Source organism: Klebsiella sp. RHBSTW-00484, assembly GCF_013705725.1.
Taxonomy (GTDB): domain Bacteria; phylum Pseudomonadota; class Gammaproteobacteria; order Enterobacterales; family Enterobacteriaceae; genus Klebsiella.
The window spans coordinates 2,669,568-2,693,510 of record NZ_CP055481.1; the positions used below are offsets into that span (position 1 = coordinate 2,669,568).

The 23,943-nt window shown below is 54.9% G+C and carries 20 protein-coding genes; 14 read left to right on the top strand and 6 right to left on the bottom strand.

Annotation, left to right across the window (positions count from 1 at the left end; translation table 11 throughout):
- Positions 1-60 precede the first annotated feature (60 nt).
- From HV213_RS12695 to HV213_RS12705, 3 genes are all read left to right on the top strand, one after another.
- Positions 61-1,041: an IS5-like element IS5 family transposase gene (locus HV213_RS12695; protein ID WP_000019403.1), complete on the top strand. Its 981-nt coding sequence runs from the start codon at positions 61-63 to the stop codon at positions 1,039-1,041.
- Between the two features lie 391 nt (positions 1,042-1,432).
- Positions 1,433-2,578, top strand: coding sequence for a toxin-antitoxin system YwqK family antitoxin (locus HV213_RS12700; RefSeq protein ID WP_228288607.1), 1,146 nt, complete (start codon positions 1,433-1,435; stop codon positions 2,576-2,578).
- Between the two features lie 14 nt (positions 2,579-2,592).
- Positions 2,593-4,326, top strand: coding sequence for a tetratricopeptide repeat protein (locus HV213_RS12705; protein ID WP_181485938.1), 1,734 nt, complete (start codon positions 2,593-2,595; stop codon positions 4,324-4,326).
- A gap of 49 nt (positions 4,327-4,375) precedes the next feature.
- Here the strand turns inward: HV213_RS12705 and HV213_RS12710 are convergent, their stop codons facing one another.
- Positions 4,376-6,448 (bottom strand): TonB-dependent siderophore receptor, encoded by a 2,073-nt coding sequence (locus tag HV213_RS12710; protein WP_181486403.1) that lies wholly within the window; start codon positions 6,446-6,448, stop codon positions 4,376-4,378.
- Between the two features lie 505 nt (positions 6,449-6,953).
- Here HV213_RS12710 and HV213_RS12715 point away from each other — a divergent pair.
- From HV213_RS12715 to HV213_RS12755, 9 genes are all read left to right on the top strand, one after another.
- Positions 6,954-7,775 carry an ABC transporter ATP-binding protein gene (locus HV213_RS12715; RefSeq protein WP_181485939.1) on the top strand — a complete coding sequence of 274 codons (822 nt, stop codon included), beginning with the start codon at positions 6,954-6,956 and terminating at the stop codon, positions 7,773-7,775.
- Positions 7,772-8,797: a FecCD family ABC transporter permease gene (locus HV213_RS12720; protein WP_181485940.1), complete on the top strand. Its 1,026-nt coding sequence runs from the start codon at positions 7,772-7,774 to the stop codon at positions 8,795-8,797. Before HV213_RS12715 ends, HV213_RS12720 begins: the two co-directional genes overlap by 4 nt.
- Entirely contained in the window at positions 8,794-9,846 is a 1,053-nt protein-coding gene (locus HV213_RS12725) for a FecCD family ABC transporter permease (protein ID WP_181485941.1), read from the top strand. Before HV213_RS12720 ends, HV213_RS12725 begins: the two co-directional genes overlap by 4 nt.
- A gap of 15 nt (positions 9,847-9,861) precedes the next feature.
- The gene (locus HV213_RS12730; protein ID WP_181485942.1) at positions 9,862-10,809 is read left to right on the top strand and encodes an ABC transporter substrate-binding protein; all 948 of its coding nucleotides are present in this window, start codon (positions 9,862-9,864) and stop codon (positions 10,807-10,809) included.
- The gene (locus HV213_RS12735) at positions 10,806-11,705 is read left to right on the top strand and encodes a MurR/RpiR family transcriptional regulator (RefSeq protein ID WP_181485943.1); all 900 of its coding nucleotides are present in this window, start codon (positions 10,806-10,808) and stop codon (positions 11,703-11,705) included. The genes HV213_RS12730 and HV213_RS12735 overlap by 4 nt, the downstream gene beginning before the upstream one ends.
- A gap of 95 nt (positions 11,706-11,800) precedes the next feature.
- Positions 11,801-12,568, top strand: coding sequence for a basic amino acid ABC transporter substrate-binding protein (locus HV213_RS12740; RefSeq protein ID WP_181485944.1), 768 nt, complete (start codon positions 11,801-11,803; stop codon positions 12,566-12,568).
- A 65-nt stretch (positions 12,569-12,633) separates the two neighbouring features.
- On the top strand, positions 12,634-13,401 hold the full coding sequence (locus HV213_RS12745) for an amino acid ABC transporter permease (RefSeq protein WP_110277278.1): 768 nt from the start codon (positions 12,634-12,636) through the stop codon (positions 13,399-13,401).
- Positions 13,385-14,107, top strand: coding sequence for an amino acid ABC transporter ATP-binding protein (locus HV213_RS12750; protein ID WP_181486404.1), 723 nt, complete (start codon positions 13,385-13,387; stop codon positions 14,105-14,107). Before HV213_RS12745 ends, HV213_RS12750 begins: the two co-directional genes overlap by 17 nt.
- 79 nt (positions 14,108-14,186) lie before the next feature.
- Positions 14,187-14,636: a methyltransferase family protein gene (locus HV213_RS12755; RefSeq protein WP_181485945.1), complete on the top strand. Its 450-nt coding sequence runs from the start codon at positions 14,187-14,189 to the stop codon at positions 14,634-14,636.
- Between the two features lie 48 nt (positions 14,637-14,684).
- On the opposite strand, the gene HV213_RS12760 is transcribed toward HV213_RS12755, so the two are convergent.
- Positions 14,685-15,890 (bottom strand): MFS transporter, encoded by a 1,206-nt coding sequence (locus HV213_RS12760; RefSeq protein WP_181485946.1) that lies wholly within the window; start codon positions 15,888-15,890, stop codon positions 14,685-14,687.
- Between the two features lie 282 nt (positions 15,891-16,172).
- Between HV213_RS12760 and HV213_RS12765 the strand changes: the two genes are divergently transcribed.
- On the top strand, positions 16,173-17,324 hold the full coding sequence (locus tag HV213_RS12765; RefSeq protein ID WP_228288608.1) for a M20 aminoacylase family protein: 1,152 nt from the start codon (positions 16,173-16,175) through the stop codon (positions 17,322-17,324).
- A gap of 317 nt (positions 17,325-17,641) precedes the next feature.
- Here the strand turns inward: HV213_RS12765 and HV213_RS12775 are convergent, their stop codons facing one another.
- From HV213_RS12775 to HV213_RS12785, 3 genes are all read right to left on the bottom strand, one after another.
- On the bottom strand, positions 17,642-18,664 hold the full coding sequence (locus HV213_RS12775) for an IS110 family RNA-guided transposase (RefSeq protein WP_181482387.1): 1,023 nt from the start codon (positions 18,662-18,664) through the stop codon (positions 17,642-17,644).
- 317 nt (positions 18,665-18,981) lie between these two features.
- Entirely contained in the window at positions 18,982-21,132 is a 2,151-nt protein-coding gene (gene fdhF, locus HV213_RS12780) for a formate dehydrogenase subunit alpha (protein ID WP_181485948.1), read from the bottom strand.
- 238 nt (positions 21,133-21,370) lie between these two features.
- Positions 21,371-22,453: a malate/lactate/ureidoglycolate dehydrogenase gene (locus HV213_RS12785; protein ID WP_110277284.1), complete on the bottom strand. Its 1,083-nt coding sequence runs from the start codon at positions 22,451-22,453 to the stop codon at positions 21,371-21,373.
- 362 nt (positions 22,454-22,815) lie between these two features.
- On the opposite strand from HV213_RS12785, the gene HV213_RS12790 reads away from it, so the two are divergent.
- The gene (locus HV213_RS12790) at positions 22,816-22,941 is read left to right on the top strand and encodes a small membrane protein (RefSeq protein WP_181421912.1); all 126 of its coding nucleotides are present in this window, start codon (positions 22,816-22,818) and stop codon (positions 22,939-22,941) included.
- A gap of 20 nt (positions 22,942-22,961) precedes the next feature.
- Here HV213_RS12790 and HV213_RS12795 read toward each other — a convergent pair whose 3' ends face one another.
- A complete protein-coding gene (locus HV213_RS12795; RefSeq protein ID WP_228288609.1) occupies positions 22,962-23,849 on the bottom strand; it encodes a helix-turn-helix domain-containing protein in 888 nt (295 codons plus the stop codon).
- Positions 23,850-23,943 lie beyond the last annotated feature (94 nt).

Below are 23,943 nucleotides of genomic sequence, written 5' to 3' on the forward strand. Positions count from 1 at the left end.
CGAACAAGTCCCTGATATGAGATCATGTTTGTCATCTGGAGCCATGGAACAGGGTTCATCATGAGTCATCAACTTACCTTCGCCGACAGTGAATTCAGCAGTAAGCGCCGTCAGACCAGAAAAGAGATTTTCTTGTCCCGCATGGAGCAGATTCTGCCATGGCAAAACATGGTGGAAGTCATCGAGCCGTTTTACCCCAAGGCTGGTAATGGCCGGCGACCTTATCCGCTGGAAACCATGCTACGCATTCACTGCATGCAGCATTGGTACAACCTGAGCGATGGCGCGATGGAAGATGCTCTGTACGAAATCGCCTCCATGCGTCTGTTTGCCCGGTTATCCCTGGATAGCGCCTTGCCGGACCGCACCACCATCATGAATTTCCGCCACCTGCTGGAGCAGCATCAACTGGCCCGCCAATTGTTCAAGACCATCAATCGCTGGCTGGCCGAAGCAGGCGTCATGATGACTCAAGGCACCTTGGTCGATGCCACCATCATTGAGGCACCCAGCTCGACCAAGAACAAAGAGCAGCAACGCGATCCGGAGATGCATCAGACCAAGAAAGGCAATCAGTGGCACTTTGGCATGAAGGCCCACATTGGTGTCGATGCCAAGAGTGGCCTGACCCACAGCCTAGTCACCACCGCGGCCAACGAGCATGACCTCAATCAGCTGGGTAATCTGCTGCATGGAGAGGAGCAATTTGTCTCAGCCGATGCCGGCTACCAAGGGGCGCCACAGCGCGAGGAGCTGGCCGAGGTGGATGTGGACTGGCTGATCGCCGAGCGCCCCGGCAAGGTAAGAACCTTGAAACAGCATCCACGCAAGAACAAAACGGCCATCAACATCGAATACATGAAAGCCAGCATCCGTGCCAGGGTGGAGCACCCATTTCGCATCATCAAGCGACAGTTCGGCTTCGTGAAAGCCAGATACAAGGGGTTGCTGAAAAACGATAACCAACTGGCGATGTTATTCACGCTGGCCAACCTGTTTCGGGCGGACCAAATGATACGTCAGTGGGAGAGATCTCACTAAAAACTGGGGATAACGCCTTAAATGGCGAAGAAACGGTCTAAATAGGCTGATTCAAGGCATTTACGGGAGAAAAAATCGGCTCAAACATGAAGAAATGAAATGACTGAGTCAGCCGAGAAGAATTTCCCCGCTTATTCGCACCTTCCCTAATGCCGGGCTTATACCCTAAATAATTCGAGTTGCAGGACAAGGCACTCGTGCCTTGAACAGCGCTTGCGCTGGCCCCGAAGGGGCGAGGCCCAGGGATGGGCCGAGTTATTGCCAACGCACATGCAACTTGAAGTATGACGGGTATATATAGCCCGGTAGTCGACAGAGGCATGATATAACTTTACACCTGAAACTGGCAGTAATATCTTTCCGGCAAAACATCCAAAACAAGGAATGAGTTTTGAGAAAGATATCTGCAGCCATTATATGCCTGGCTTATCCTTCAGTATCTTATTTGCAGCCGCTATCTCAGGAAAAACCTGAACCGATAACATTCATTGCGCAAATAGATAAGATTGATATTGGTAAAACCGCTATCGGTAAAGATATGAAACTGCCGTTGGCCGATCGCTTCTATTTTAAAAGTAAGACGCCCTGTAACCGGGATACGCTTTCAGCGCGTCCTCAATCATTCGGTTTAACCCTTAAGTTCGAGTATTTCGCTGATGGCAAAATTAAAGAAAAATCAACTTACCGCCAGGGTAAGGTCGTCGGCGAGAAAATTATCTATTTTCCTTCAGGGCAGGTTCGCTTAATTGCGCATAAAAATGACCGCGGTAATGACGATGGCGTTAGTGAGGAGTACAGCGAAGAAGGGAAGCTGTTATCGACCTCAACCTATAAAGATGGCAAACAGCTGGCAAAAAAAAGCTGGTATGAGAACGGTCAATTAAAACAGGAAGTACTCTTTGATAGTGAAGGCCGTAGAGATGGAGTGGCAAAAGAGTGGTTTGCCAATGGTCAGTTGAATACATTGGTCAGCTATAAGCATGATGTCAAAGATGGCAACGCCGAAGAGTGGCGGGAAAATGGCCAGCCTAAGTCACTTTATCCCTATAAAGATGGCAAGCTTGACGGTGAATCTAAGTACTGGGATGAACGCGGTAAGTTACAGTTCACCACGACGTATAAAGCGGATAAAAAGAATGGACCCGATCGCCGCTGGAGCGTAAATACGGGGAAAATAATCGAAGAAGTTGATTATGTCGATGATATTAAAAATGGCATGAAAAAAGAGTTTAACGATCGCACGGGGAAATTATTAAGCGCCGTACCTTATGTTGATGGCGATATGCATGGCACTGAGGAAACCTACGACCAAGATGGCGTCAGCGTTATCCGTTGCTATCGTAAAAATGAGCAACTGGCGGCGTTGTACAAACCCACGGAAATTACCAATAAAGCCAATCAGGGAGATGCCGCCGCGCAGTATGAACTGGGAAAATACCACCTGACTTGTACCGACTCTGCCACTGGAATGGCATGGTTAGAAAAATCTGCTAAGCAGGGTAATTCTGCGGCGCAGCTGCTATTGACGAAATCATAAAAGGAATTATTTAAATGAAAACTAAATTATCTCAACTGTCGCTGTTAACTCTGGCTACGCTGTTTTCGACCCCTCTCATGGCGCAAAGTCAGCAACAGCCGGATGTTTATTCCGTTGTTGAACGCAAGCTCGAAAAGGCGGTGCCGCTGGCCGAATATAGCAAGTTTTCTGCACAAGGCCCGTGGTTTGAACTACAAAGGGAAATGTTTATGTACGGCTCCATGGAGAGGGCCGATGCATTATTGAAGAAGCTGGATTCGCAATCGAAAGAGGCAAAGTTCGCGCTGAGTTTCTCCGCCAGCTGGCTTGCTGAAAATGACTCACCGGAAGCCGCGCTGGAATTTTTATCCAGAATAGGTCTGAAACAACCTGGCTCAATGACTTCATATGAGAGCTACATCAATACATGGGTGAAGAACAAGCGGCCAGAAAAAGCGCTGGCGCTGCTAAACAAGTCTGATGCTACAATTAAAGACTACTATTTCCCCGTTGTTTTAACTGCTTATCAATCTGACCCCGATCAGGCTGCCGCGCTGTATGAAAAAAACTATGGCGCCGAAGTCGTGTCACCTCCCATGCAGCTCAAAATGCTGGTGATTGTTGCTAAAGGTTATCAGGCGAAAAATGATATCCCCAACGCGACGCTTTATGCCGATAAAGCGTTAGCAATGCTGGATGCGATTATTGCGGAAGGGGAAAATTCCGGCGTAGCCTACTTTGAGCAATATATCGATTTGCTTAACCTGTATGCCTTTGCGGGTAACAAAGATAAAGCCATTGCGCTGTCAGAACGCTTAACGAAGGCGACGGGGGATAACGGCAGCTATTATGAACAGTCACTGCCGGGACTGTTGGCTTTTTACAAAGACAATGGCCTGACGTTGCTTTATTCAGTCGCGCTATCGGAAAGAATTGCCCAGAACGATAAAGCGTTTGCTTTCGAGCCAAAACCGCAGGATGAACTGAATCTGATTAGGCTGCTGTTTAATCTTGGTGAAAAAGAACTGTTTGAACAGCGCGTGGACAAACTGATGACCGCGCCGGAATATGCCTGCTACGACAATAATTATTGCAACGAAAATAAAATGCAGGCGTTGCAGTATCTTTATGAGCGTAAACAAGATGCGCTGGCGGATAAATACTTAAATACGCTTATCGCTGAATCACAGGGGCAGAGTTTTGACCAATGGGAGAGCGCGACAAAGCAGATCGCTAAAAGCCTGATGGAGATGGGACGCTTCACTGAAGGACAAAAGCTTGCCGCGAACGCAGAAGCTATTTATCTCGCTGAAGCGAAAAATAATCCGGGCAGAAGAATGGCGCGGCCCTATCAAACGCTTGCTGAATTTTACAGCTATGCCAACGACACCGTTAATGCCCGGCGGGTTCTGCATGAGCATGTTCCGGATTTTGAATCCTATACCATGATCGATTTTTATATGCGGGCGAAAGAGTGGGATAAAGCGCGCGAGCTAATGGTGCAGGAAGACAGAATTGATAGTTTAAACCTGACGCTGTTGCAAAATCTCTGCGTCACCAGCACGCCAGAATGTATCCAGCATCTCACTTTTACGCTGAATAAGCTGACTACTCAGGTCCCTATAACCTTTAAAGATGCTTCAGGGAACGAGCAGCTGTATCAGGTGGGTAAGATTTTCCATTCACTGGACATCAAGCCGACGGCTGAACAGCAGCAGCTTATTCAGACGCTGTATGACAACGCCGGGGCGATTAAGAAAAACCGTTAACCCTGTTTTCCCCGGTAGCCTAATTGGACTACCGGGGAACGCTATCAACTTAAAAATCCATTTTCACCGTAAACTGCACTTCGCGCGGGTCACCAATTTGGTTGCCGAGATTATTGGTGCCGATAGATGACGTGTAATAGGTCTTATCGAACAGGTTCTTCACGTTAACCTGCAGAGTGACCGGATATTGCAGCTTCATTTTATAGGCCGCGAACACATCCGCTACCGCATAGCCCTGCAGATAATAATCCGCGCCGTTGGTGCCGGAACGCTTGCTGACCGCCCGACCGCCACCGCCGACCGTCAGGGTATTGCTGTCGTAGACGTTATGAATGTCATAGCTCAGGAACAGCGAACCGGTGTGCTTCGGCACGTTCGGCAGCGGTTTGCCCTGGTAATCCGGGTCATCGGTAACTTTCGCGTCGGTATAACCGTAGCTGGCGATGACGCTAAGGTTATCGGTCAACGACCCGGCCACATCCACTTCCACGCCGCGCGAGCGGACTTTACCGGCGGTTTTCGCAATGGTTTCATCGCCCACCGCTTCGGTATAGAGGACGTTGCGCTTATCAATATCGAACAGCGCGATATTGGCAGTAACGCCGCTGAACAGCTCAAACTTCGCACCTAATTCGTAGGAAGTGGACTCTTCCGGCGGCAGGTTACCGATATAGCTGGCGATAGAGGACTGTGGCATAAACGACTGCGCCACGTTACCGAACAGCGAGATTGTCGGCGTCAGCTTATACACCAGGCCAACTTTCGGCGTCCATTTCTGGTCGCTGCTGTCGGTGTTGACGTTAAACGGACGGCCTTTACCCGCGTACTGGGTGTAATACTGATAGCGCACCCCGGCGACGGCTATCCACTTATCGGTCAGATAGAGCGCATCCTGAACGTAGCCCGCGTAGCTCTCCTGCTGAATACGCTGGTCGCTATCGGATGCCGAAACGCTGGAGCACTTGTCAACCGTGCCGTAGACCGGGTTATAGATATTGAATCCTTTCACGTTCTTACAGCGGATCATATCGGTACGCAGCAGATCGTAATTCTCGTACGCCAGGCCGGTGAGGATCTCGTTATAGAAACCGCCTATCACCACGTTACCCTGCAAATCCGCCCGCGTGGAGTGCATTTTCTGCGTTGAACCGTGGGTGGCGTCGACGCGGCGGGTCAGGTCTCCGGTCACTGAATCGTAGGCCATCACGCGGGCCTGATTATCGTTGTAGTGATCCTGGCTGTAGCTGTAGTCAAAGCGCGCGGTCCAGGCGTCATTAAGACGATATTCCGCATTCAGCTGCGCGAGATCGGAATAACCGTCGGTGATGTTAAACGGTTCATCAAAACGCGTTTTGCGATCGACGTTAACCGCATGACCGGTGTTCAGATCGAAGATAGTGCCGCGATCGAACGGGGTGCTGTAGTTACGGTGTGAATACGAAACGTTTACCGTCGCCTGTTCGCCGAACCAGGTCAGGGAAGGGTTGATAAAGCTGCTCTTCTCTTTGCCAAAATTGCGCCAGTAATCTTCATTCTGATATTCGCCAATCACCCGGTACGCCAGCTGCGTCCCTTCAATGGGGCCAGTTACGTCAAACTGACCGGTGCCGCCGCCAAAGCTGGTGGAAGTGGCGGAAACGGAGCCGCCGAAGGTGCGCTCCGGGCGTTTGGTGACGACGTTTATCAAGCCGCCGGGGTCGAGAATACCGTATAGCGTTGAGGCCGGGCCTTTCAGCACTTCGACCCGCTCGGTGGCGGCGGTAAAGCTGCGCGGCAGCACGGTGCGCAGTCCGTTAGTCATGATTGAACCATCGCGGTTAGAACCGAAACCGCGGCGGCTAAAGGCGTCCTGGGTGCCGCCTAACGTATTGGTTTGTACGACGTTAGCGACGTTATACAACGCCTCATCAAGATTGGTGACGTGCTGATCTTCCAGCACTTTATCGCTCACGGTATTGACCACCTGCGGAATATCCAGCATCGGCATCGAGGTCAGCGTGGCGGTTGAGGTACTGACCGGCTGATAGCCGCTAGTGGCGTTCTGCTGTGCGTCGTCAGCTACCACCGTAATCGTCTCGTCGGCGGTTTTCTTTGTTTTATCGGCGCTATTTTCTGCCGCCAATAATCCCGGTGAGGTCAAAAAAATCAGTGAAAAAAGCGCACGCCCTTTTAATGCCGAAAAAGGGACATTTAATGGAATCATTTTCTGTTTCTCGTGAACGAACCTCGCCTTTGCGGAGAGGTAAAGCCAATAAAATCATTGCCCTGAAAAATAAATCTATCTGTATTCGCTTTTGAAATGCGTTCAGATATGTAATTGAGAATCATTCAATCACGAAGGAATGTAGTAGTAAATGTTATGTAAGATAAAAAATCGTCAGCAGCAATAATCAATATTTTAGCGCTGAATTGAGAAAGCGATTTTGGATTAATTATTTGTTTTTATTGACTATTAAATCTATTTGTTAGCGTGTGGTTTTTGGTAGTAACCTGGCGTTTCTTCCGTAACGATGGGGTATTGACTACTACATTCATCCCCCGCATGATCAAAAGAGAATGAGATTTATTTTTGTTTGAGTGCGGAACGTGCGGGTTAGCGCCACGCCGTTGCGGCGCAGGAGTGAGTTATGCCACAGCGGGTGTTACCTGCAGAGCAGGGGATCGTTCTCGATTCCCTGTCGGCCGGATATGGCCAGACGTTAATTGTCGATAATATTCATCTGACCATCCCCCATGGGAAAATGACGGTACTGGCCGGGGCCAACGGTTCCGGTAAATCGACGCTGCTGTCGACTATCGCCCGGATGCTCAAGCCGCTGGGCGGCTGCGTGCGCCTGGACGGTGAGGTGATTCACCAGATGCCGACCCGGGAGGTTTCCCGCCGGTTGGGTATTTTGCCGCAATCGCCGCTGACGCCCGAAGGGCTAACGGTCTTTGAGTTGGTTTCGCGCGGACGCTATCCCTGGCAGGGGCTGATGCGTCAGTGGTCCGATGCCGATGAACGGGCGGTTGAAGAGGCGCTCCGGCTTACCGGCACCACCGAATTTGCCCATTTACCGGTCGACAGCCTCTCCGGCGGCCAGCGTCAGCGCTGCTGGATTGCGATGGCGCTGGCGCAGCAAACGTCGACCATCCTGCTGGATGAACCCACCACCTGGCTCGACCTGCGCTATCAGGTCGATATCCTCGAACTGCTGCAAACCTTAACCCGCGAACATGGTCGCACCGTAGTGACCGTCCTGCACGACCTGAACTTTGCGGTGAACTACGCCGACATGCTGGTGTTTCTCAAAAAAGGGCAGATCGCCGGGGTGATCGACGAAGGAGAAACCTGTACGCCGGAGCTGATTAAAACCGTCTTTGACGTTGACGTGCAGATGTCAGTCAATCCGCAGACCGGCAAGCCTTTTTTTATGCCGTTTCGCGTTCGCGAGGAGAGGGATTTATGAGCGCCTCCGCGCTGTCCCTGCATCGCCGACAATCCCGGCCCCGGCTGGCGCTGGTACTGCTGAGTCTGTTGCTGCTTGGCAGTTCGCTGGTGCATCTCGGGCTGGGCGCGCGCTGGATTGCGCCGCAAACGGTGATTCAGGCGCTTTTTCATTACGATCCACGCAACTTCGATCACCGCATTATTGTTGATTTACGCCTGGTGCGCCTGGCTGCAGCGCTGCTGACCGGCGCGGCGCTTGGCGTGGCAGGGCTGCTGCTGCAAACCGTGATCCGCAACCCGCTTGGCGAGCCGCATATTCTCGGCCTGAACGCCGGAGCTTCGCTGGCGGTGGTGGCAACTTCGGCGCTGGGAATTAGCCTCGGCGGTGTGGCGTTAGCCAGGCCGCTGACCGCCGCCTGCGGCGCAGCGCTGCTGTTTGGCGGCGTGATGCTGCTGTCGTCGTCAGGGCGAGGAGGGGCGACGCCGCTACGCATTACCCTGTGCGGGGTAGCGCTGTCGGCGTTTGCCTCGGCGGTGACCGCGGCGATTCTAATCCTCGATGAACAAACGCTGCTGGCGATGCGCACCTGGCTGGCGGGCGATCTTGCCGGTCTTAGCTGGCAAACGTTGCGCTCTGCGCTGATCCCTGCGCTGGCGGGGCTGACGATTGCGCTGGTGCTGGCACCGCGCCTGAACGTGCTGGCGCTGGGCGATAAGGTTGCGCTGGGGCTGGGGGTGAAGATAGTGCAGACCCGCCTGCTGGGACTTGCCGCCATCGCGCTGCTTTGTGGCTCGGCGGTGGCGGTAGCCGGGCCGATTGGTTTTGTTGGCCTGGTGGTGCCGCACGTGGTGCGTCGTCTGGTGACTGAAGATATTCGCCTGGCGCTGCCGTTGGCCGCTCCGGTCGGTGCGTTGGTGCTGGTGCTGGCGGACATCACCGCCCGCACGCTGGTGGCTCCTCAGGAGCTGGCCACCGGGGCGATGACCGCGCTGGTCGGCGCGCCGGTGTTTATTTTTATCGCCGCGAGGTTTTTTAAATGAAGAGCGCCGCCCATCGCGCCGGGTTTCGTCCATTTGCTGCTGGTTCTTATCAGTTGCTGCTGCGCCCGGTGGCGCTGAGAATCGCTGGTGGGTTGTTGCTGGTGACCCTGCTGTTGGCGCTATTCGGTCTGACGCGCGGCAGCTTCCCTATGCCCTCCGGGACGTTGCTCCAGGCGCTGCTGGCTCCGGAAAACGTGGCGGAGCAGCAACGCTTTATTTTGTTTGATATTCGCCTTCCGAGGCTATTTATGGCGTTGTTGTGCGGGGCGATGCTCGGCCTGGCCGGGGCGGCGATGCAGAGTATTACCCGCAACGGCCTGGCGGATCCCGGGCTTATCGGTGTGAAAGAGGGTGCCAGCATCGTGGTGCTGGCGCTGGTGCTGTTCTTTCCGGCGGTGGGACTCGTCTGGCGGCCGCTGGCGGGGATGCTCGGCGGTGTGCTGGTGGCGCTGCTGGTTCTGCTGCTGGCCCGTGACTGCTCGCGGCCGCGCTTTATTCTGATCGGTATCGGCGTGTCGTGGACGTTGGCAGCGGCGGTTGGCATTTTCATGACCACCGCAGACGTGCGTGACGTGCAGACGGCGATGATCTGGCTGGCGGGCAGTCTACATGCGGCGACCTGGCCGCTACTTATTGTGGCTTTTGGCTGGGCGCTGCCGGGGGCGCTGATTTTGTTTCTTACCGCCCGGGCCGCTGATGCGGCGCTGCTGGGCGACCGGACCGCCATCGGCCTCGGCGTGCGTTTGCAACAACTGACGCTGCTGCGCTTTTTCGCGCCGGTACTGCTGACTTCCGCCAGCGTCTCCTGCGTTGGCAGCCTGGGTTTTGTGGGTCTGATGGCACCGCATATGGCGCGTTTTTTACTGCGCGGCGGTCAGGTAGCTCTGCTCAGCGGCAGCGCGTTGATTGGCGCACTGCTGGTGTTAGTGACCGATACCCTGGGGCGACTGGCTTTTGCTCCGCTACAAATCCCGGCGGGAATTGTGATTGCCCTGGTCGGCTGCCCGTTTTTTATTGTGCTGCTTTGGCGTCGTCGTGACGCCTTGTAAATCAAAAGGATTGCTATGCGCTGGTTCATTTCTCTGCTGGTCTTAATGGCGGGCGTCGCCACGGCGGCCGATACGCAAACATTTACTGATGACTTAGGCCGGACGGTGACCGTCCCGCTGCACCCGCAGCGCATTGTGTCGATGCACGATCTGGATATCACCATTCCGCTGATCGAGCTTGGGGTGCCGCCGGTCGCCAGCCACGGACGGACCCGTCCTGACGGCAGCCATTTTCTCCGCTCCAGCGCGCAGTTAACCGGGATTGATTTCGATAACAGCGCGATTCAGTTTATCGGCACGGCGGATATCGACCTTGAAGCCGTCGCCGCCGCAAAGCCGGATTTGATTATCACCGAGAACAGCCGCCACGTTTCGGTTGAACAACTGGAGAAGATTGCCCCGACGGTGAGCATTGACCACCTGCAGGGCAGCGCGCCGCGCATTTATAGCAAGCTGGCGCAGTTGACCGGCACCCAACCGCGGTTATTGATCCTCGAACGTCGCTATCAGGAGCAGATTAAGCAGTTGAAGGCGACGGTGGATACGCAAAAGATTGTCGTGTCGGTGATTCAGGCCAATAACGGCAAGGTTACCGTGCATCACTCTTATCATGCTCTGGGACGCGTGCTGCGCGATGCCGGATTCCGCTTCCCGCCGCTGATTGACAAGATCCCCGATGGCCAGCGCATTGACGTGAGTGCCGAACAGCTACCGGAGCTGGATGCCGATTTCGTATTCGCCACCTGGCGCTCGGATACCGGCGGCAAGCCGCAGGATGAGCTACAGGCGATGGAAGGCGTGATGCCGGGCTGGTGTGATTTTATGCGCGCTTGCCGTACCGGGCGCTATATTCTGCTGCCGCGTGAAGATGTTATTTCGAACTCGTTTGCCGCACTGACGCTGATGGTCGCCCAGGTTCAGTCGCATATTGCCGGACGCCCTTTGCCCGAGGGACTGAAATGAAAACGCCGGTGAAGAGAGAGAAAGGGCGGGTTGACCTGTTTGGCGAGCGTTTTCGCGCCCGCGCGCATCAGCTGTCGCCACGCCTGCTGGTGGTGGTCAGCTATATCAATGACAACCGTGAAGTGGTGCTGGAGCGCACGGCCATGGAGATCGCTACCGCGACGAATACCTCGGATGCCACGGTGGTGCGGGCGATTCAGGCGCTGGGTTTTGCCGGGCTGCGTGAGCTTAAACAGACCATGGAGCGCTGGTTTGGTCCGTCGGCGACCTCGTCAGAAAAAATGATCTCGACGGTGGGCGCGCTGTCCAGCGATGTGAATTCGAGTATCGATTTCGTGCTCGAAGGGCACCAGCGGGCCTGCGCGGTGCTGTCGCGTCCTGATAACCGCGCGGCGGTGGCTCAGGCGGTGGCGCTGCTGAGTGATGCGCGTCAGGTGGGTATCTTCGGTATCGGTGCGTCGGGCATTCTCGCCGAATATACCGCCAGGCTGCTGAGCCGCATTGGCCTGCCTTCGTATGTGATGAACCGCACCGGATTTAGCCTCGCCGAACAGCTCATTAGCCTGCAACGCGGTGATGTGCTGATTATGATGGGGCAAAAATCGCCGCACCGGGAGGGAATGACCACCCTGCGTGAAGCGCGGCGGCTGGGGATCCCGACGATTCTGCTCACCCAGGCGGTGGACTCCCGCTTTAGCCAGGAGGCACAGGTGGTGATCGACGTGCCGCGCGGCGACGACAATGGCCGAGTGCCGCTACATGGTACGGTGCTGGTGTGCCTGGAGATGATCGTGCTATCGGTGGCCTCTACCGCGCCGCAAAAGACGGTAAAATCGATGAAGCGGATCAATGAATTGCATCGGGCTATTGGTAAATCCGGCGGTAAACGAGGCTAATCAAAAGATAATTCACCGCCGGGAAGGTTTCCGGTTGCATGCTCTGCTGACTCTGTGTATTTTTATGCAAAATAAATGCATAAAACGGAGTTGTTATGGTTAAGAATTGGATGAAAGCGTGCTGCCTGATGGCAGCGCTGATTGGCACCGCCCAGGCGGCCCAGCAAACTTACGTGGTCGGCTCCGGCGGGACCTATCGTCCGTTTGAGTTTGAAAACAGCCAGAAACAGCTGGAAGGTTTTGATATCGACATCATCAAAGCGATCGCGAAAGCGGAAGGTTTTGATATCAAACTGATTAACACCCCGTGGGAAGGGATCTTCGCCACGCTGAGCACCGGCGACCGCGACATTATTATCTCTGGGATCACCATCACCGATAAGCGCAAGCAGATGGTTGATTTCTCCGCCCCGTACTTCCCGGCTGAACAGTCCATCGTCGTTCCTGCAGACTCTAAAGTCACTTCACTGGAAGCGCTGAAAAGCGAGAAAGTCGGGGTGGTGAACTCCAGCACCGGCGATATCGTCGTTTCCGACGTACTGGGTAAAAACAGCACTTCAATCAAGCGTTTTGATAACACCCCGCTGATGCTGCAAGAGCTGTTTGAAGACGGCGTGAGCGCGGCGGTAGGTGATGTTGGTGTGGTGAAATACTACATCAAGCAGCACCCGGAGAAGCAGTTCAAACTGGTGCCGGACGCCAAATTTGAACGTCAGTATTTCGGCATTGCGGTAGCGAAAGGTAACAGCGAACTGCAGGCGAAAATCAACGCCGGTTTACAGAAAATCGTTGCTGATGGCACCTACGCCAAAATTTATAAAACCTGGTTCGACGAGAACGTACCGACGCTGCCAGCACAATAATCTGTATTTTTGTTTTCATCACGGCTATCGACATTAACGATAGCCGTATTTTTTAGGGAAGGGTTATGACGGGATTCCGTTGGGAGATCATTGAGGAGTACGGTCCGCTGTTTATGGACGGTGCCTTGATGACCATTAAATGTACCATTATCTGCGTGATCCTCGGCACCCTGTGGGGGCTGACCCTCGGGCTGGGGCGAATGGCGAAGGCCGAGCACGGGGTATGGAAATACGTTCTGCGTTACCTGGTGCAGTTTCCGGTACGCTTTTACGTCAGCGCGTTTCGCGGCACGCCGCTGTTTGTGCAAATCATGGTGGTTCACTTCGCACTGGTGCCGCTGTTTATCAATCCGCGCGATGGGCTGCTGGTCACCAGCGGCATGATGAGCGCCGATTTTGCCCGCGAGCTGCGCTCCAACTACGGCGCGTTTCTCTCCTGCGTCGTGGCGATAACGCTCAACGCCGGGGCCTATGTTTCCGAAATCTTCCGCGCCGGTATCCAGTCTATCGATAAAGGACAGATGGAAGCCTCCCGCGCGCTGGGGATGCCGTGGTGGAAAACTATGCGTCAGGTCATTCTGCCGCAGGCGTTTCGCCGCATTCTGCCGCCGCTCGGTAACAACGCCATTGCCATTGTTAAAGACTCCTCGCTGGCTTCAGCCATCGGTCTGGCGGATCTGGCCTACGCTGCGCGTACCGTTTCCGGCGCTTACGCCACCTACTGGGAACCCTACCTGACCATCTCTCTGGTTTACTGGGTTATTACTTTCCTGCTGGCGCAGCTGGTTAACCGTCTGGAAAAGAGGTTTGGCAAAAGTGATTCACATTCATAATTTACACAAGCGGTTCGGCGACAGCCACGTTCTGCGCGGCATCAGCTGTGATATCAAACCGCAGGAAGTGGTCTGCATTATCGGGCCATCGGGTTCGGGAAAAAGTACCTTTCTGCGCTGCATGAACGCGCTGGAAACCGTCAGCGAAGGTGAGGTTGAGGTGAACGGTTTTGCCGCCCACGATCGCGCCACTGACATTAATAAGATGCGCGAAAGCGTCGGTATGGTGTTTCAGCGTTTCAATCTGTTCCCGCACAAAACGGTGCTGGAAAACCTGATTATGGCGCCGATGAACCTGCGCGGCATGGCGCGAGCCGAGGCGGTACATCTGGCGGAAGAGCTGCTGGCGAAGGTGGGACTGAGCGACAAGCGCGACGCCTGGCCTTCCAGCCTTTCCGGTGGTCAGCAGCAGCGCGTGGCGATTGCCCGCGCGCTGGCGATGAAGCCGTCGATTATGCTGTTCGATGAGCCGACCTCGGCGCTGGATCCGGAGCTGGTGGGCGATGTGCTGGAGGTGATGAAAAATCTCGCCAGCGAAGGGATGACCATGGTCATTGTGACTCACGAAATGGGCTTTGCCCGCGAAGTGGCCGACCGGGTTATCTTTATCGACCAGGGGATTATTCAGGAAGAGGGCAAACCGGCGCAGATCTTTACCGCGCCAGTAAACCCGCGCACCGCTGAGTTTCTGAGTAAAGTGCTGTAATGGCTTTCAGCCCCGGCGTGCGCTATGCCGCCGGGGAACAATCCGAATGATTTTGTTGCTCATTCCATGGAGTGCGCTGATGTTAAGGAAGGTGTTCGTCCCGCCGGTTTTACTGCTGCTGTTTGTGCTTTTCGATCTATTGATTGCCGGACGCGAGTTCTGGGCGTGGCGTCCACTCTATTTCGGCCTTGCGCTGATCCCTCTTATCATTAGCGCGGTTATCGTCCTTGGGACGCTGCGCCAGTTTCGCACTCACCGTACCACCCTGAATCCGCTTCGAGCGCAAGAGACCACGACCCTGATGACCGACGGCTGGTTTCGCTATTCGCGCAATCCAATCTATCTGGCGATGACTGGCGTACAGCTGGCCCTGATTATTCTCAGCGGCAAACCGCTACTGCTGCTGACGCTACCGTTGTTGATCTATTTGCTGACCGTGCTGCATATCCGCCCGGAAGAAGCGGAAATGGCTCGTCTCTTTCCTCGCCAGTGGCCGGAATATGCGCGTAAAGTGCGGCGCTGGTTGTAGGATTACCAGCTCCGAAAGTCGCTGATTTTCGAAGCCCGGAGATAAAAACTACCGTGCGACTTCGCTAATATCATCCATCTCTTCTTCGCGTTCACGCGCATCCGCCAGCAGCGCTTTTTCGCTTTTGCCGAAGCACTGAATCAGCAGGAACAGCGCGCCGCTGGCAAATAGCGTCATCACCAGACCATCATAGCCCGCGACGCTAATCAGCAGGCTGCTGACCACCGGACCCGCGACGCTGCCAGCAGACCAGAAAAAACCCAGCAGGGCGTTGATCATTATCAGCTTCTGCCCGGAGAAGGTTTTCCCGGCGCGAACCAGCGATAGCGTATAGAGCGCGCCCGCCGCGGCTCCCAGAATCATACAGCCAACAATAAGCTGAATATTTGATGCCAGCAGGAACGGTAGGGCCAGCAGGGCGAGACAGAAAACGACCGCGCAGGTTAGATGTACGCGGCGGATGCCGAAGCGGTCGGCAATCCAGCCTAATGGTGCCTGGAACAGGGCGTCGCCGGTCAGGACTACCGTGACCAGCAGCACCGCCATCACTTCATTTAGCCCTTTATCCATACCGTACAGCGGCAGCAGCGCCAGAATGCTGGCATCAAAGAACGCAAAGCAGAACACGCCGGAAGCCAGTACCGGTAAAAAAGCGCCAAGGCTGCGCCAGCTGGCGTGTTCGGCGAGTCGTTCGCGGCTACCTGTTGGCAAGTGACGCAGCATCAGCAGGCAGGCCACGGTGATGCCGCCAATGACCAACAGCGCCCACGGCTGATAGTCTGGCCCGGCGGAAATCAATAATGGTCCAGCCAACTGACAGCCGGTGAAGGCAGAGGCGTAAATCCCGGTTAAGGTCGCCCGATTTTTGCCCGCCGCGCCGCCGGTTATCCAGCTCTCCCCGAGGACGATAATCACCCCAGAAGCCATGCCGGTAAGCAGTCGCGGCAGCAGAAGATGTGCAATATCAAAGCTCAGGCAGGAGGCTACCGTGGAGACTGCGAGCACCACCAGGCTGGCGGCCAGCAGCATCCCCATCTCAAAGCGTCGGCACAGCGCAGGTGAGAGGAAGGAGGAGATCATCATCCCCGCTGGCGGTAGCGCGGCCAGCAGGCCGACGTAGACGGTATCAATCTGCTGCTGTGCCAGCTCAAGACTGATTAAAGGCACCGTATAGCCGGTGATAAATCCCACTAATGAAGCGGCCATGATCATCGCCAGCGTGGGGGCAAGGCGACTCTGGTCTGGGTTGAACATTTTATTCCCGATAACGGAAGTCTGAAGAGTGAATTATTCGGCGAAAGGCCAGTATAGCTGCATAATAATTAATCGCACGCCTTCTGTCACCGTTGATATGACTGCCAAAAAAGGCGTCTCTGGCGGGACGCCTCGCTAATGCGCATGGGCTCAGGGTTTGCTGAATGTTGTCAGCGCGCGGGCGAAAGGATATAACCAATAGGATCGTCGGTAACGTATAACCGCAAATTATTGAATAAAACACTGGTTCAGCGCTGATGCTGTGCAGGAAAGGAGTAAGACATGGCAGTATCCCCTTCACTGATCGCCGAGGCCATCCGCTGGCGACGTGATTTTCATGCTTGCCCTGAACTGGGATACCAGGAGCAGGAAACCTCGCGGCGTATTGCTGAATTACTCACTTCATTTGGACTTCAGGTCCATACCGGGCTGGCGGGTACCGGCGTGGTGGCGACGCTGGAGAATGGCCCTGGTCCGGTAATTGGACTGCGGGCGGATATGGACGCGCTGCCGATAACCGAACTGGGCGACGTTAGCTATAAATCGCGCAATCCGGGCGTGATGCACGCCTGTGGGCACGATGGACATAGCGCGATGCTGCTGGCGGCAGCGGCGCATCTGGCGCAAACCCGCCGCTTTCGCGGCACCGTCCACTTTGTGTTTCAGCCCGCCGAGGAGAATCTGGGCGGCGCGCGTAAAATGGTGGAAGAAGGGTTGTTCGACCTGTTTCCAATGGACGGCATCTACGCGCTGCATAACTGGCCGGGCATTGCGTTGGGTCAGGTGGCGATTAACAGCGGGGCGATGATGGCCTCGCTCGATGCGTTTGAAATCACCCTGACGGGTAAAAGCTGTCATGCGGCGATGCCGGAACGCGGGGCGGACCCGATTGTCGCCGCGGCGCAGTTGATTATGGCGCTGCAAACGATTCCTTCGCGCCGCCTTTCACCGCAGGAATCTACGGTGGTAAGCATCACCCAGATTGCCGGCGGTGAGGCGATTAACGTTCTGCCGGATAAAGTAGTGCTGCGCGGAACCTTCCGCTGCCTGAACAACCAGGTGCGCGAGCGGGTGAGGGGGCTGATTGAGAGCTATGTCGCCGCTCAGCCGCAGGTCTCTGACGTCGAAGGGGAGATCTCCTGGTATCCGGGTTATCCGGTGACGACTAACGATCCTGCTGAAGCGCAAAAAGTTCGCGATGTGGCGACCGCGCTGCTGGGGGAATCTGCGGTGAGCTGGAACGGAAACCCATCCATGGCGTCGGAGGATTTTGCCTGCATGCTGGAAGCCTGTCCAGGAGCCTATTTTTGGATAGGGACCGACGGTGAGACGGCCTCGAAGCCGCTGCACAATGCCGGGTATGATTTTAATGATGAACTGATTCCGCACGGCGTAGCGCTGTGGACGGCGCTGGTGGAAAAGCTGCTGGCGTAAGATGCCGATCCCGGAGGCGGTGCTGCGCACCTGTCCGTATATGGACACCTCCCGTGATGCAAGCTATTTTTTGTGTGAGTCACCAGGGTAAGTTGCGTTCGTATATCCGGCCTCTCTTTCGGTACCGTCGTACCCGGGCCATGATGTGTTCTGCGCACCTGCTTCCTTTCGGGCTATCGGCTTTGCTTCGCAGGGAGCCTTCGGACAGGCCGGATTTCTCAGGTGCTGGTCTTACCGGTTACTCATCACGCTAAATCGCTTCGCAATCTCACGACAGGGTTACTGCTCTTTTTACTGCATGGCTCACGGGGCGTCGGTTAACCGGCGACCCGTGAACCATGGTAATCTTCTCCGCGACTCATCACCGCCCACGCTATCCGCACATTCTTGTTCGCCAGCGCCACCGTCGCGATATTCCGGTTCCGTCTTTCCGCCACCGACTGCAGCCACTGGCTCCGCCGGTCTTCTTTGCCTGCACATGTCTTCAGAACTGACCGTGCCCCGTGGATGACCAGCGTACGCAGGTAGCTGTCACCCCGCTTGCTGATATGCCCCAGCTGCTGCTTACCGCCGCTTGAGTGCTGCCGGGGAACCAGCCCCACATAAGCCGCCATCTCCCGACCGTTCTTAAACTGCGTCGCGTCACCCAACAACGCCACCATCGCGCTGGCGGTTATCACGCCGATACCTTCTATTTTCATCAGCCGCTGGATGCAGATATCTTCCCGCGCCGCCTCTGCGAGCCGCCGGTCATGCCCCGCCACCCGGTCATCCAGCATCCGCAGCTCTTCGGCCAGCTCGCACAGCAGGCGCATAAACCGGTCATCCCACTGCTCCTGCTGTGACAGTATCTCCGGCAGCGCCTTACGCAACTGGCTGATGCCGACCGGCAGCACCACGCCGAATTCGCCCAGAAAGCCCCGTATCTCGTTGCACAGCGCCGTGCGGCTTTTTATCACTCTGGCCCGCACGCGATGCTCCGCCTGAAGGGTCTGCTGGCGCTCTGTCTTAACCGCGACGAAGCGCATGGCGGGGCGGCTGATGGCTTCACAGATGGCTTCGGCATCGTTGGCATCATTCTTGTTGCCTTTGAGGTAAGGCTTGACGAATTTCGGGGGAATAATGCGCACGGTATGCCCCATGCGGGTGAGTTCGCGGGACCAGTAGTGGGATGATGCGCAGGCTTCAATCCCGATGGTGCAGGGAGCCAGCTGAGAGAAATAAGCGTGCATGTGGGCGCGGCGGAGAGATTTCCGCACGACGACATGTTCATGGTGATCCACAGCATGGATCTGAAAGACATTTTTTGCCAGGTCAAGACCGATACGTTTAATATTCATGGTGGACACCTCCTCCTGTGGACTGCAGGTAACACTTCCAGTCTGGCACGTTATGATGCCGTAAGGTGGGAGGTGTCCATCACATCGGGCTACGGGTCGGTGCGGGCTGGGATTTTGTTGCTGGTCGGGGGATTTCCCGGATCGCGGCGCGATGCGCCTTATCGGGCTACGGGTCGGTGCGGGCTGGATAATGTAGCCCGGCTAAGCGCAGCGCGAGCCGGGGATGTTTGTTGTTTTGTAGGCCGGGCAAGGCGTTAGCCGCCGCCCGGCAAAAAAGCTAAATATGCAGGAGGAAAAGTCCTTCTCCCTGCACCGTTTTACACGTTAACCGCCGCTTTCAGGCGGGCTTTCATCTCGCTGTAGCTTGTCCAGGCGTACTGCTCGGCCCAGCGCTGATCCTCAATTGCTTCCACCTTCACCGCACAATATTTGGTTTCCGGTGTCTTCGAGATTGGGTCGAGATTGTCCTGAGTTAATTCATTACAGGCGCCCACCCACCACTGATAGGTCATATACACGGCCCCGAGATTAATGCGATCGCTGATGTCGGCGCGGGTAATTACCTTGCCGCGTCGGGAACTGACCCACACCAGCTGTTGATCGGCAATCCCCAGACGCTGCGCGTCGGCGCGGTTGATTTGCACCCGGCCCGGTTCATCGGCGAGCGACTGCAACGCCGCACAGTTACCGGTCATCGAACGGCAGGAGTAATGGCCGACTTCGCGTACGGTGCACAGCACCAGCGGATACTCTGCATCCGGTATCTCCGCGGGCGCTCGCCACGGCGCGGCAAACAGCTGACCCTTTCCGGTTGGCGTATCGAACTGATTGTCCTTATACAGCCACGGCGTGCCGGGGTGATCCAGCGTCGGGCACGGCCACTGCACGTGGTTCATATCGCCCATTTTTTCATAAGTGACGCCATAGAATAGCGGGCACAGCTCGCGCATTTCGTCCCAGATCTGCTGGTTGTTATCGTAATGCATCGGGTAGCCCATTTCGCTGGCCAACAGACTGATGATTTCCCAGTCGCGCTTAACGTTACCGGTGGCAATAATCGCCTGTTCGAAGCGCTGAAAACCGCGGTCGGCGCAGGTAAAGACGCCGCCATGTTCGCCCCAGGAGGTGGCGGGCAGCAGCACATCAGCGATTTCTGCGGTTTTGGTCATAAAGATATCCTGCACCACCACAAAATCGAGCGCTTCGATACCTTTGCGCACCAGGCCCAGATCGGCCTCGGTCTGTAGCGGGTCTTCGCCCATGATGTAGTAGGCTTTGATCTCGCCGGTCAGCGCTTTATGCGGCACCTCGGTGATGCGGGTCCCAACTTTGTCGTCCATCAGCGCGGGATCAATACCCCAGGCTTTGGCGAATTTAGCGCGTGCGTTAGCATCGGTGACATCCTGATAGCCAGGGAACATATTTGGCAACACGCCCATATCACAGGCGCCCTGGACGTTGTTTTGCCCGCGCACAGGTCCCACGCCGACGTTAGCGCGTCCGAGGTTGCCGGTTAACAGTGCGAGGCTCGCCAGCCCTCTGACCACATCCACCGCCTGACCAAACTGGGTCACGCCCATGCCCCACATAATGGTGGCAGAAGGTGCGGCGGCAAACATGCGCATTGCCTGACGAATCTCAAGCGCCGAAACGCCGACTATCTCTTCGACAGCCTCGGGAGAGTAGTCTTTGACCATTTCACGATAGGTATCCAACCCTTCGGTATAACGCTCGACATAATCATGGTTATACAGATTCTCTTCCAACAGCACGTGGGCGAAGGCGTTAACCAGCGCCATATTACTGCCATTGTTGAGCTGGAGGTGGCGGTCGGCGATGCGGGCGGTTTCGATACGACGCGGGTCGCAGACGATGATTTTCGCGCCGTTTTCGCGGGCTTTAATCACCCGGCGGGCAACGATAGGGTGGGAATCGGCGCAGTTATAGCCAAATACCAGCAGGCATTTTGAGTTTTCAATATCGCTAATTGAGTTGCTCATCGCGCCGTTGCCGAGCGCTAACTGAAGACCGGCTACCGACGGGCCGTGGCAGACGCGGGCGCAGCAGTCGACGTTATTAGTATTGAGCACTCCGCGGGCGAACTTTTGCATCACATAGTTGGTTTCATTGCCGGTACCACGGGATGAACCGGTGGTCATAATGGCGCGCGGACCATGTTTTTCTTTTATTTCACGCAGTTTTTTCGCCGTGTAGCGGATAGCTTCATCCCAGCTGACCGGAGTGAATTTACCGCCTTTCTGGTAGCGAATCATCGGTTGCTGCAGGCGTGGCGTCAGCAGTTGCGTATCGTTGAGGAAATCCCAGCCGTAGTAGCCTTTGAGGCATAGCTGATTTTGGTTAGTCACACCATCGGCCGCTTCGGCGCGGATAATTTTATTGTTATCGACGACCAGCTTAAGTTTGCAACCGGCCCCGCAGTAAGGGCAAACGCTCGTGATTTTTTTCATCAGTAACAGACCTGTTAACAGAGAATAAACAACAACGGACAGACCGGGCCCGGCCCGCCTTTGTCAGGGCGTTCTCTGCCAGCGCATCGGCAGAGGACGGGAGCGTTATGCATACGCTGTGCCAAAATTTAACGTTATGATTTCATAGGGAATAGGGGGCTGGGCAGGCGAGGGTGATCATGATGTCGACACTAATGACGATGACATGACGCCCGGTTGGGCGTCATGAAGGGATGGGTCAGGCCAGCTTAAGCCGTAGCTGCGCGAGAGTCTCTGCGGGTAATCCGACTTCCTCGGCGGCGGCGCAAATCGCCTGCCAGCTCCCGGCATCCAGTGGAATACCCTGCGCCAGACGTTCCTGACGGTTGGCTTCTTCCCACTCGCCCGGGGCCAGAATCGGTGTATTTTCATCATGCGGTGACTGTTTGCACCAGTCGATAAACGCCTCGGTCTCACGCTGCATATCTGGCGCGTCGAATGCTTCCGGGCTGAGTATGATGGTGGTCATACAGTTGAAAATAGCGTCTACGCTGGCTTGTAGATTCTCCTTATGCGAGGTTTTGCCACCGGATACCGCGCCGCCAATGACTTCACACAACGTCGCCAGCGCGTAGCCTTTATGCTCGGCAAAGGTCAACAGCGCGCCGAGCGGCGAGGTCTGCATAACCGCCGGGTCGGTGGTGGGAACGCCCTGAGCGTCAATCAATGAACCTGGCGGTACCGGAACGCCTTTGTGCCAAGCGACGCGGGTCTTACCAAAAGCGATAGCGCTGGTGGCGTAATCCAGCAACAGCGGGGGATGGCCTTCGCGCGGGAAAACCACGCACAGCGGGTTGGTACCGAAGCGGCTGTCTTTGCCACGAAACGGCGCGACCATAATGTTGCCGACAACGTTCACGAAGTGAATAGAGATCATCCCGGCGGCGGCGCACTGTTCTGCCCAGTAGCCGATGCGGCCTATGTGGTGCGCGTTACGCAGTGCGACGGCGGCCATGCCGTGCTGTTTCGCTTTTTCGATGCCCATCTGCATGGCTTCGTGAGCCACTACCTGACCGAACCCGCCGTTACCATCAAGGGTGACGACCGCGCCTGCATCCTTCATCACGCTGGCATGGCGGTTGAGCTGAAGACAACCCAGCGCGTGGGAACGTACATAGCTCGGGATCATGCCCACGCCGTGGGAATCATGACCGGCAAGGTTAGCGGCAATCAGATGGTCGGCAACGAGGGAGGCTTCGGTGGGAGTACTGCCCATATGAGTGAACAGCGTTTTAACAAATTGATGCAGGTCCGTAGCCTGGAAGCGATGTCCTGTCTGCACTGATTTTCTCCTGTTTTTGGGTTGCGGTATTGTTGTTTTATGATGTTTGCGCTTCCATGCTGCTCTGTACGTCGGAGAAGATCAAGGTTTGAACCGGGTACGTAAAGAGAGGTGTTGAGGGGCAGAGAACAGAGTTGAGGCCCGGAAGTCTGGTTGTGCTGTTAAGAATCATTATTATAAAAATCTCATAATAAATCTTACCTGTCGAACATGATGGGGATATACCCCCTAAATAATTCGAGTTGCAGGAAGGCGGCGACGCAGTGAATCCCCGGGAGCTTACTGAAGTAAGTGACTGGGGTGAACGAGGAAAGCCAACACACATGCAGCTCGAATTATGACGGGGATAAGAGAGCGCAACAATGAATATCAGTACCATTTTTCTGATGACCATCGCTATTTTACTGCTGGGGATATCGGTATATAGCTTGCTAAGCTATATTAAAGAACGCCGGGCCAAACGCTTTCGGCCTTTCCGCCAGCGATAAGTTTGATATTGAGAGGCGAGTTAACTCGCCTTATTATAATTGTCTCGCCAGACTTTCGGTGATACGTGATATTTTTCGCGAAACTGCTTGCCAAATAATGGATGGCTGACAAAACCGCAAACCCAGGAAATCTGCTCAATGCGAAGCTGCAGGTTATTTTCCAGCATCTCTCTCGCAGCCTCTAAACGTATGTCTCTTATTAATGCCATCACCGATGTTTTCTGTTCATTAAAGGCTCTGTCGAGACTGGCGCGCGAGCAGCGTAGCGTTTGCGTCAGCATATCTGGCGATAAGCTATGTTGATGATAGTTCTGCATAATGAAAGACTTAGCGCCATTGAATAGATGGCTTAGCTTGCCTGGGGAAAATAAGCCTCTCTCTTTAGCGACATCGGCAAGCATGATTAAAGCCATATTATGCAATCCATCAACGACGGTCGCCGTCTCTTTTGTTGACAGAATGGCAGACTGCGCATCCAGTAACTGCATATGTGATTTCAAAAATCCTGCCAGATGATGATTTTCTAAAGAGACCATTGGGCTGTTTAATTTCCCACTGAATACTTCGTTTATTTTATCGCTGCGAGGAATAACGTAGAGCTGTTTTACATCATTACATTGATAATGATAATAGTCGTTGCGTTGGTGAACAATTAACGTTCCCTGATTCACCTGTGAGTTGGCGGACTCTTTACGACCGCGAATGATTTGGTTGCCCTGAACGATCAGTGAAATATAAATCGAAGATTCCGTTGTCTGGTGCGGGTCGAATATCGTTTCGTTTTTTGAACCCATCGCACTACAATAATCTCCGTTAACGCCGGAGATAGTTTTATGAGTGGCAATAATCTCGTCCGGCCGCCGGTTGTTAACCACTTCAATACCGTAGCAGTTAATGTTCTGCGACAATCTCTTATAGCGCTCTTCGGGTGCGATATCCGCTGCGCTTAAAACATGTGGAACGTACAGCGCCGTAGGTCTGGACATGGTTGTCTCTTATCCC

Excerpts from the sequence above, each read along its gene's own strand:
- fdhF (WP_181485948.1), bottom strand. The coding sequence starts at position 21,132 with ATGAAAAAAATCACGAGCGTTTGCCCTTACTGCGGGGCCGGTTGCAAA.
- HV213_RS12765 (WP_228288608.1), top strand. The coding sequence starts at position 16,173 with ATGGCAGTATCCCCTTCACTGATCGCCGAGGCCATCCGCTGGCGACGT.
- HV213_RS12720 (WP_181485940.1), top strand. The coding sequence starts at position 7,772 with ATGAGCGCCTCCGCGCTGTCCCTGCATCGCCGACAATCCCGGCCCCGG.
- HV213_RS12775 (WP_181482387.1), bottom strand. The coding sequence starts at position 18,664 with ATGAATATTAAACGTATCGGTCTTGACCTGGCAAAAAATGTCTTTCAG.
- HV213_RS12745 (WP_110277278.1), top strand. The coding sequence starts at position 12,634 with ATGACGGGATTCCGTTGGGAGATCATTGAGGAGTACGGTCCGCTGTTT.
- HV213_RS12790 (WP_181421912.1), top strand. The coding sequence starts at position 22,816 with ATGAATATCAGTACCATTTTTCTGATGACCATCGCTATTTTACTGCTG.
- HV213_RS12695 (WP_000019403.1), top strand. The coding sequence starts at position 61 with ATGAGTCATCAACTTACCTTCGCCGACAGTGAATTCAGCAGTAAGCGC.
- HV213_RS12760 (WP_181485946.1), bottom strand. The coding sequence starts at position 15,890 with ATGTTCAACCCAGACCAGAGTCGCCTTGCCCCCACGCTGGCGATGATC.
- HV213_RS12740 (WP_181485944.1), top strand. The coding sequence starts at position 11,801 with ATGGTTAAGAATTGGATGAAAGCGTGCTGCCTGATGGCAGCGCTGATT.
- HV213_RS12735 (WP_181485943.1), top strand. The coding sequence starts at position 10,806 with ATGAAAACGCCGGTGAAGAGAGAGAAAGGGCGGGTTGACCTGTTTGGC.
- HV213_RS12705 (WP_181485938.1), top strand. The coding sequence starts at position 2,593 with ATGAAAACTAAATTATCTCAACTGTCGCTGTTAACTCTGGCTACGCTG.
- HV213_RS12755 (WP_181485945.1), top strand. The coding sequence starts at position 14,187 with ATGTTAAGGAAGGTGTTCGTCCCGCCGGTTTTACTGCTGCTGTTTGTG.
- HV213_RS12715 (WP_181485939.1), top strand. The coding sequence starts at position 6,954 with ATGCCACAGCGGGTGTTACCTGCAGAGCAGGGGATCGTTCTCGATTCC.
- HV213_RS12730 (WP_181485942.1), top strand. The coding sequence starts at position 9,862 with ATGCGCTGGTTCATTTCTCTGCTGGTCTTAATGGCGGGCGTCGCCACG.
- HV213_RS12725 (WP_181485941.1), top strand. The coding sequence starts at position 8,794 with ATGAAGAGCGCCGCCCATCGCGCCGGGTTTCGTCCATTTGCTGCTGGT.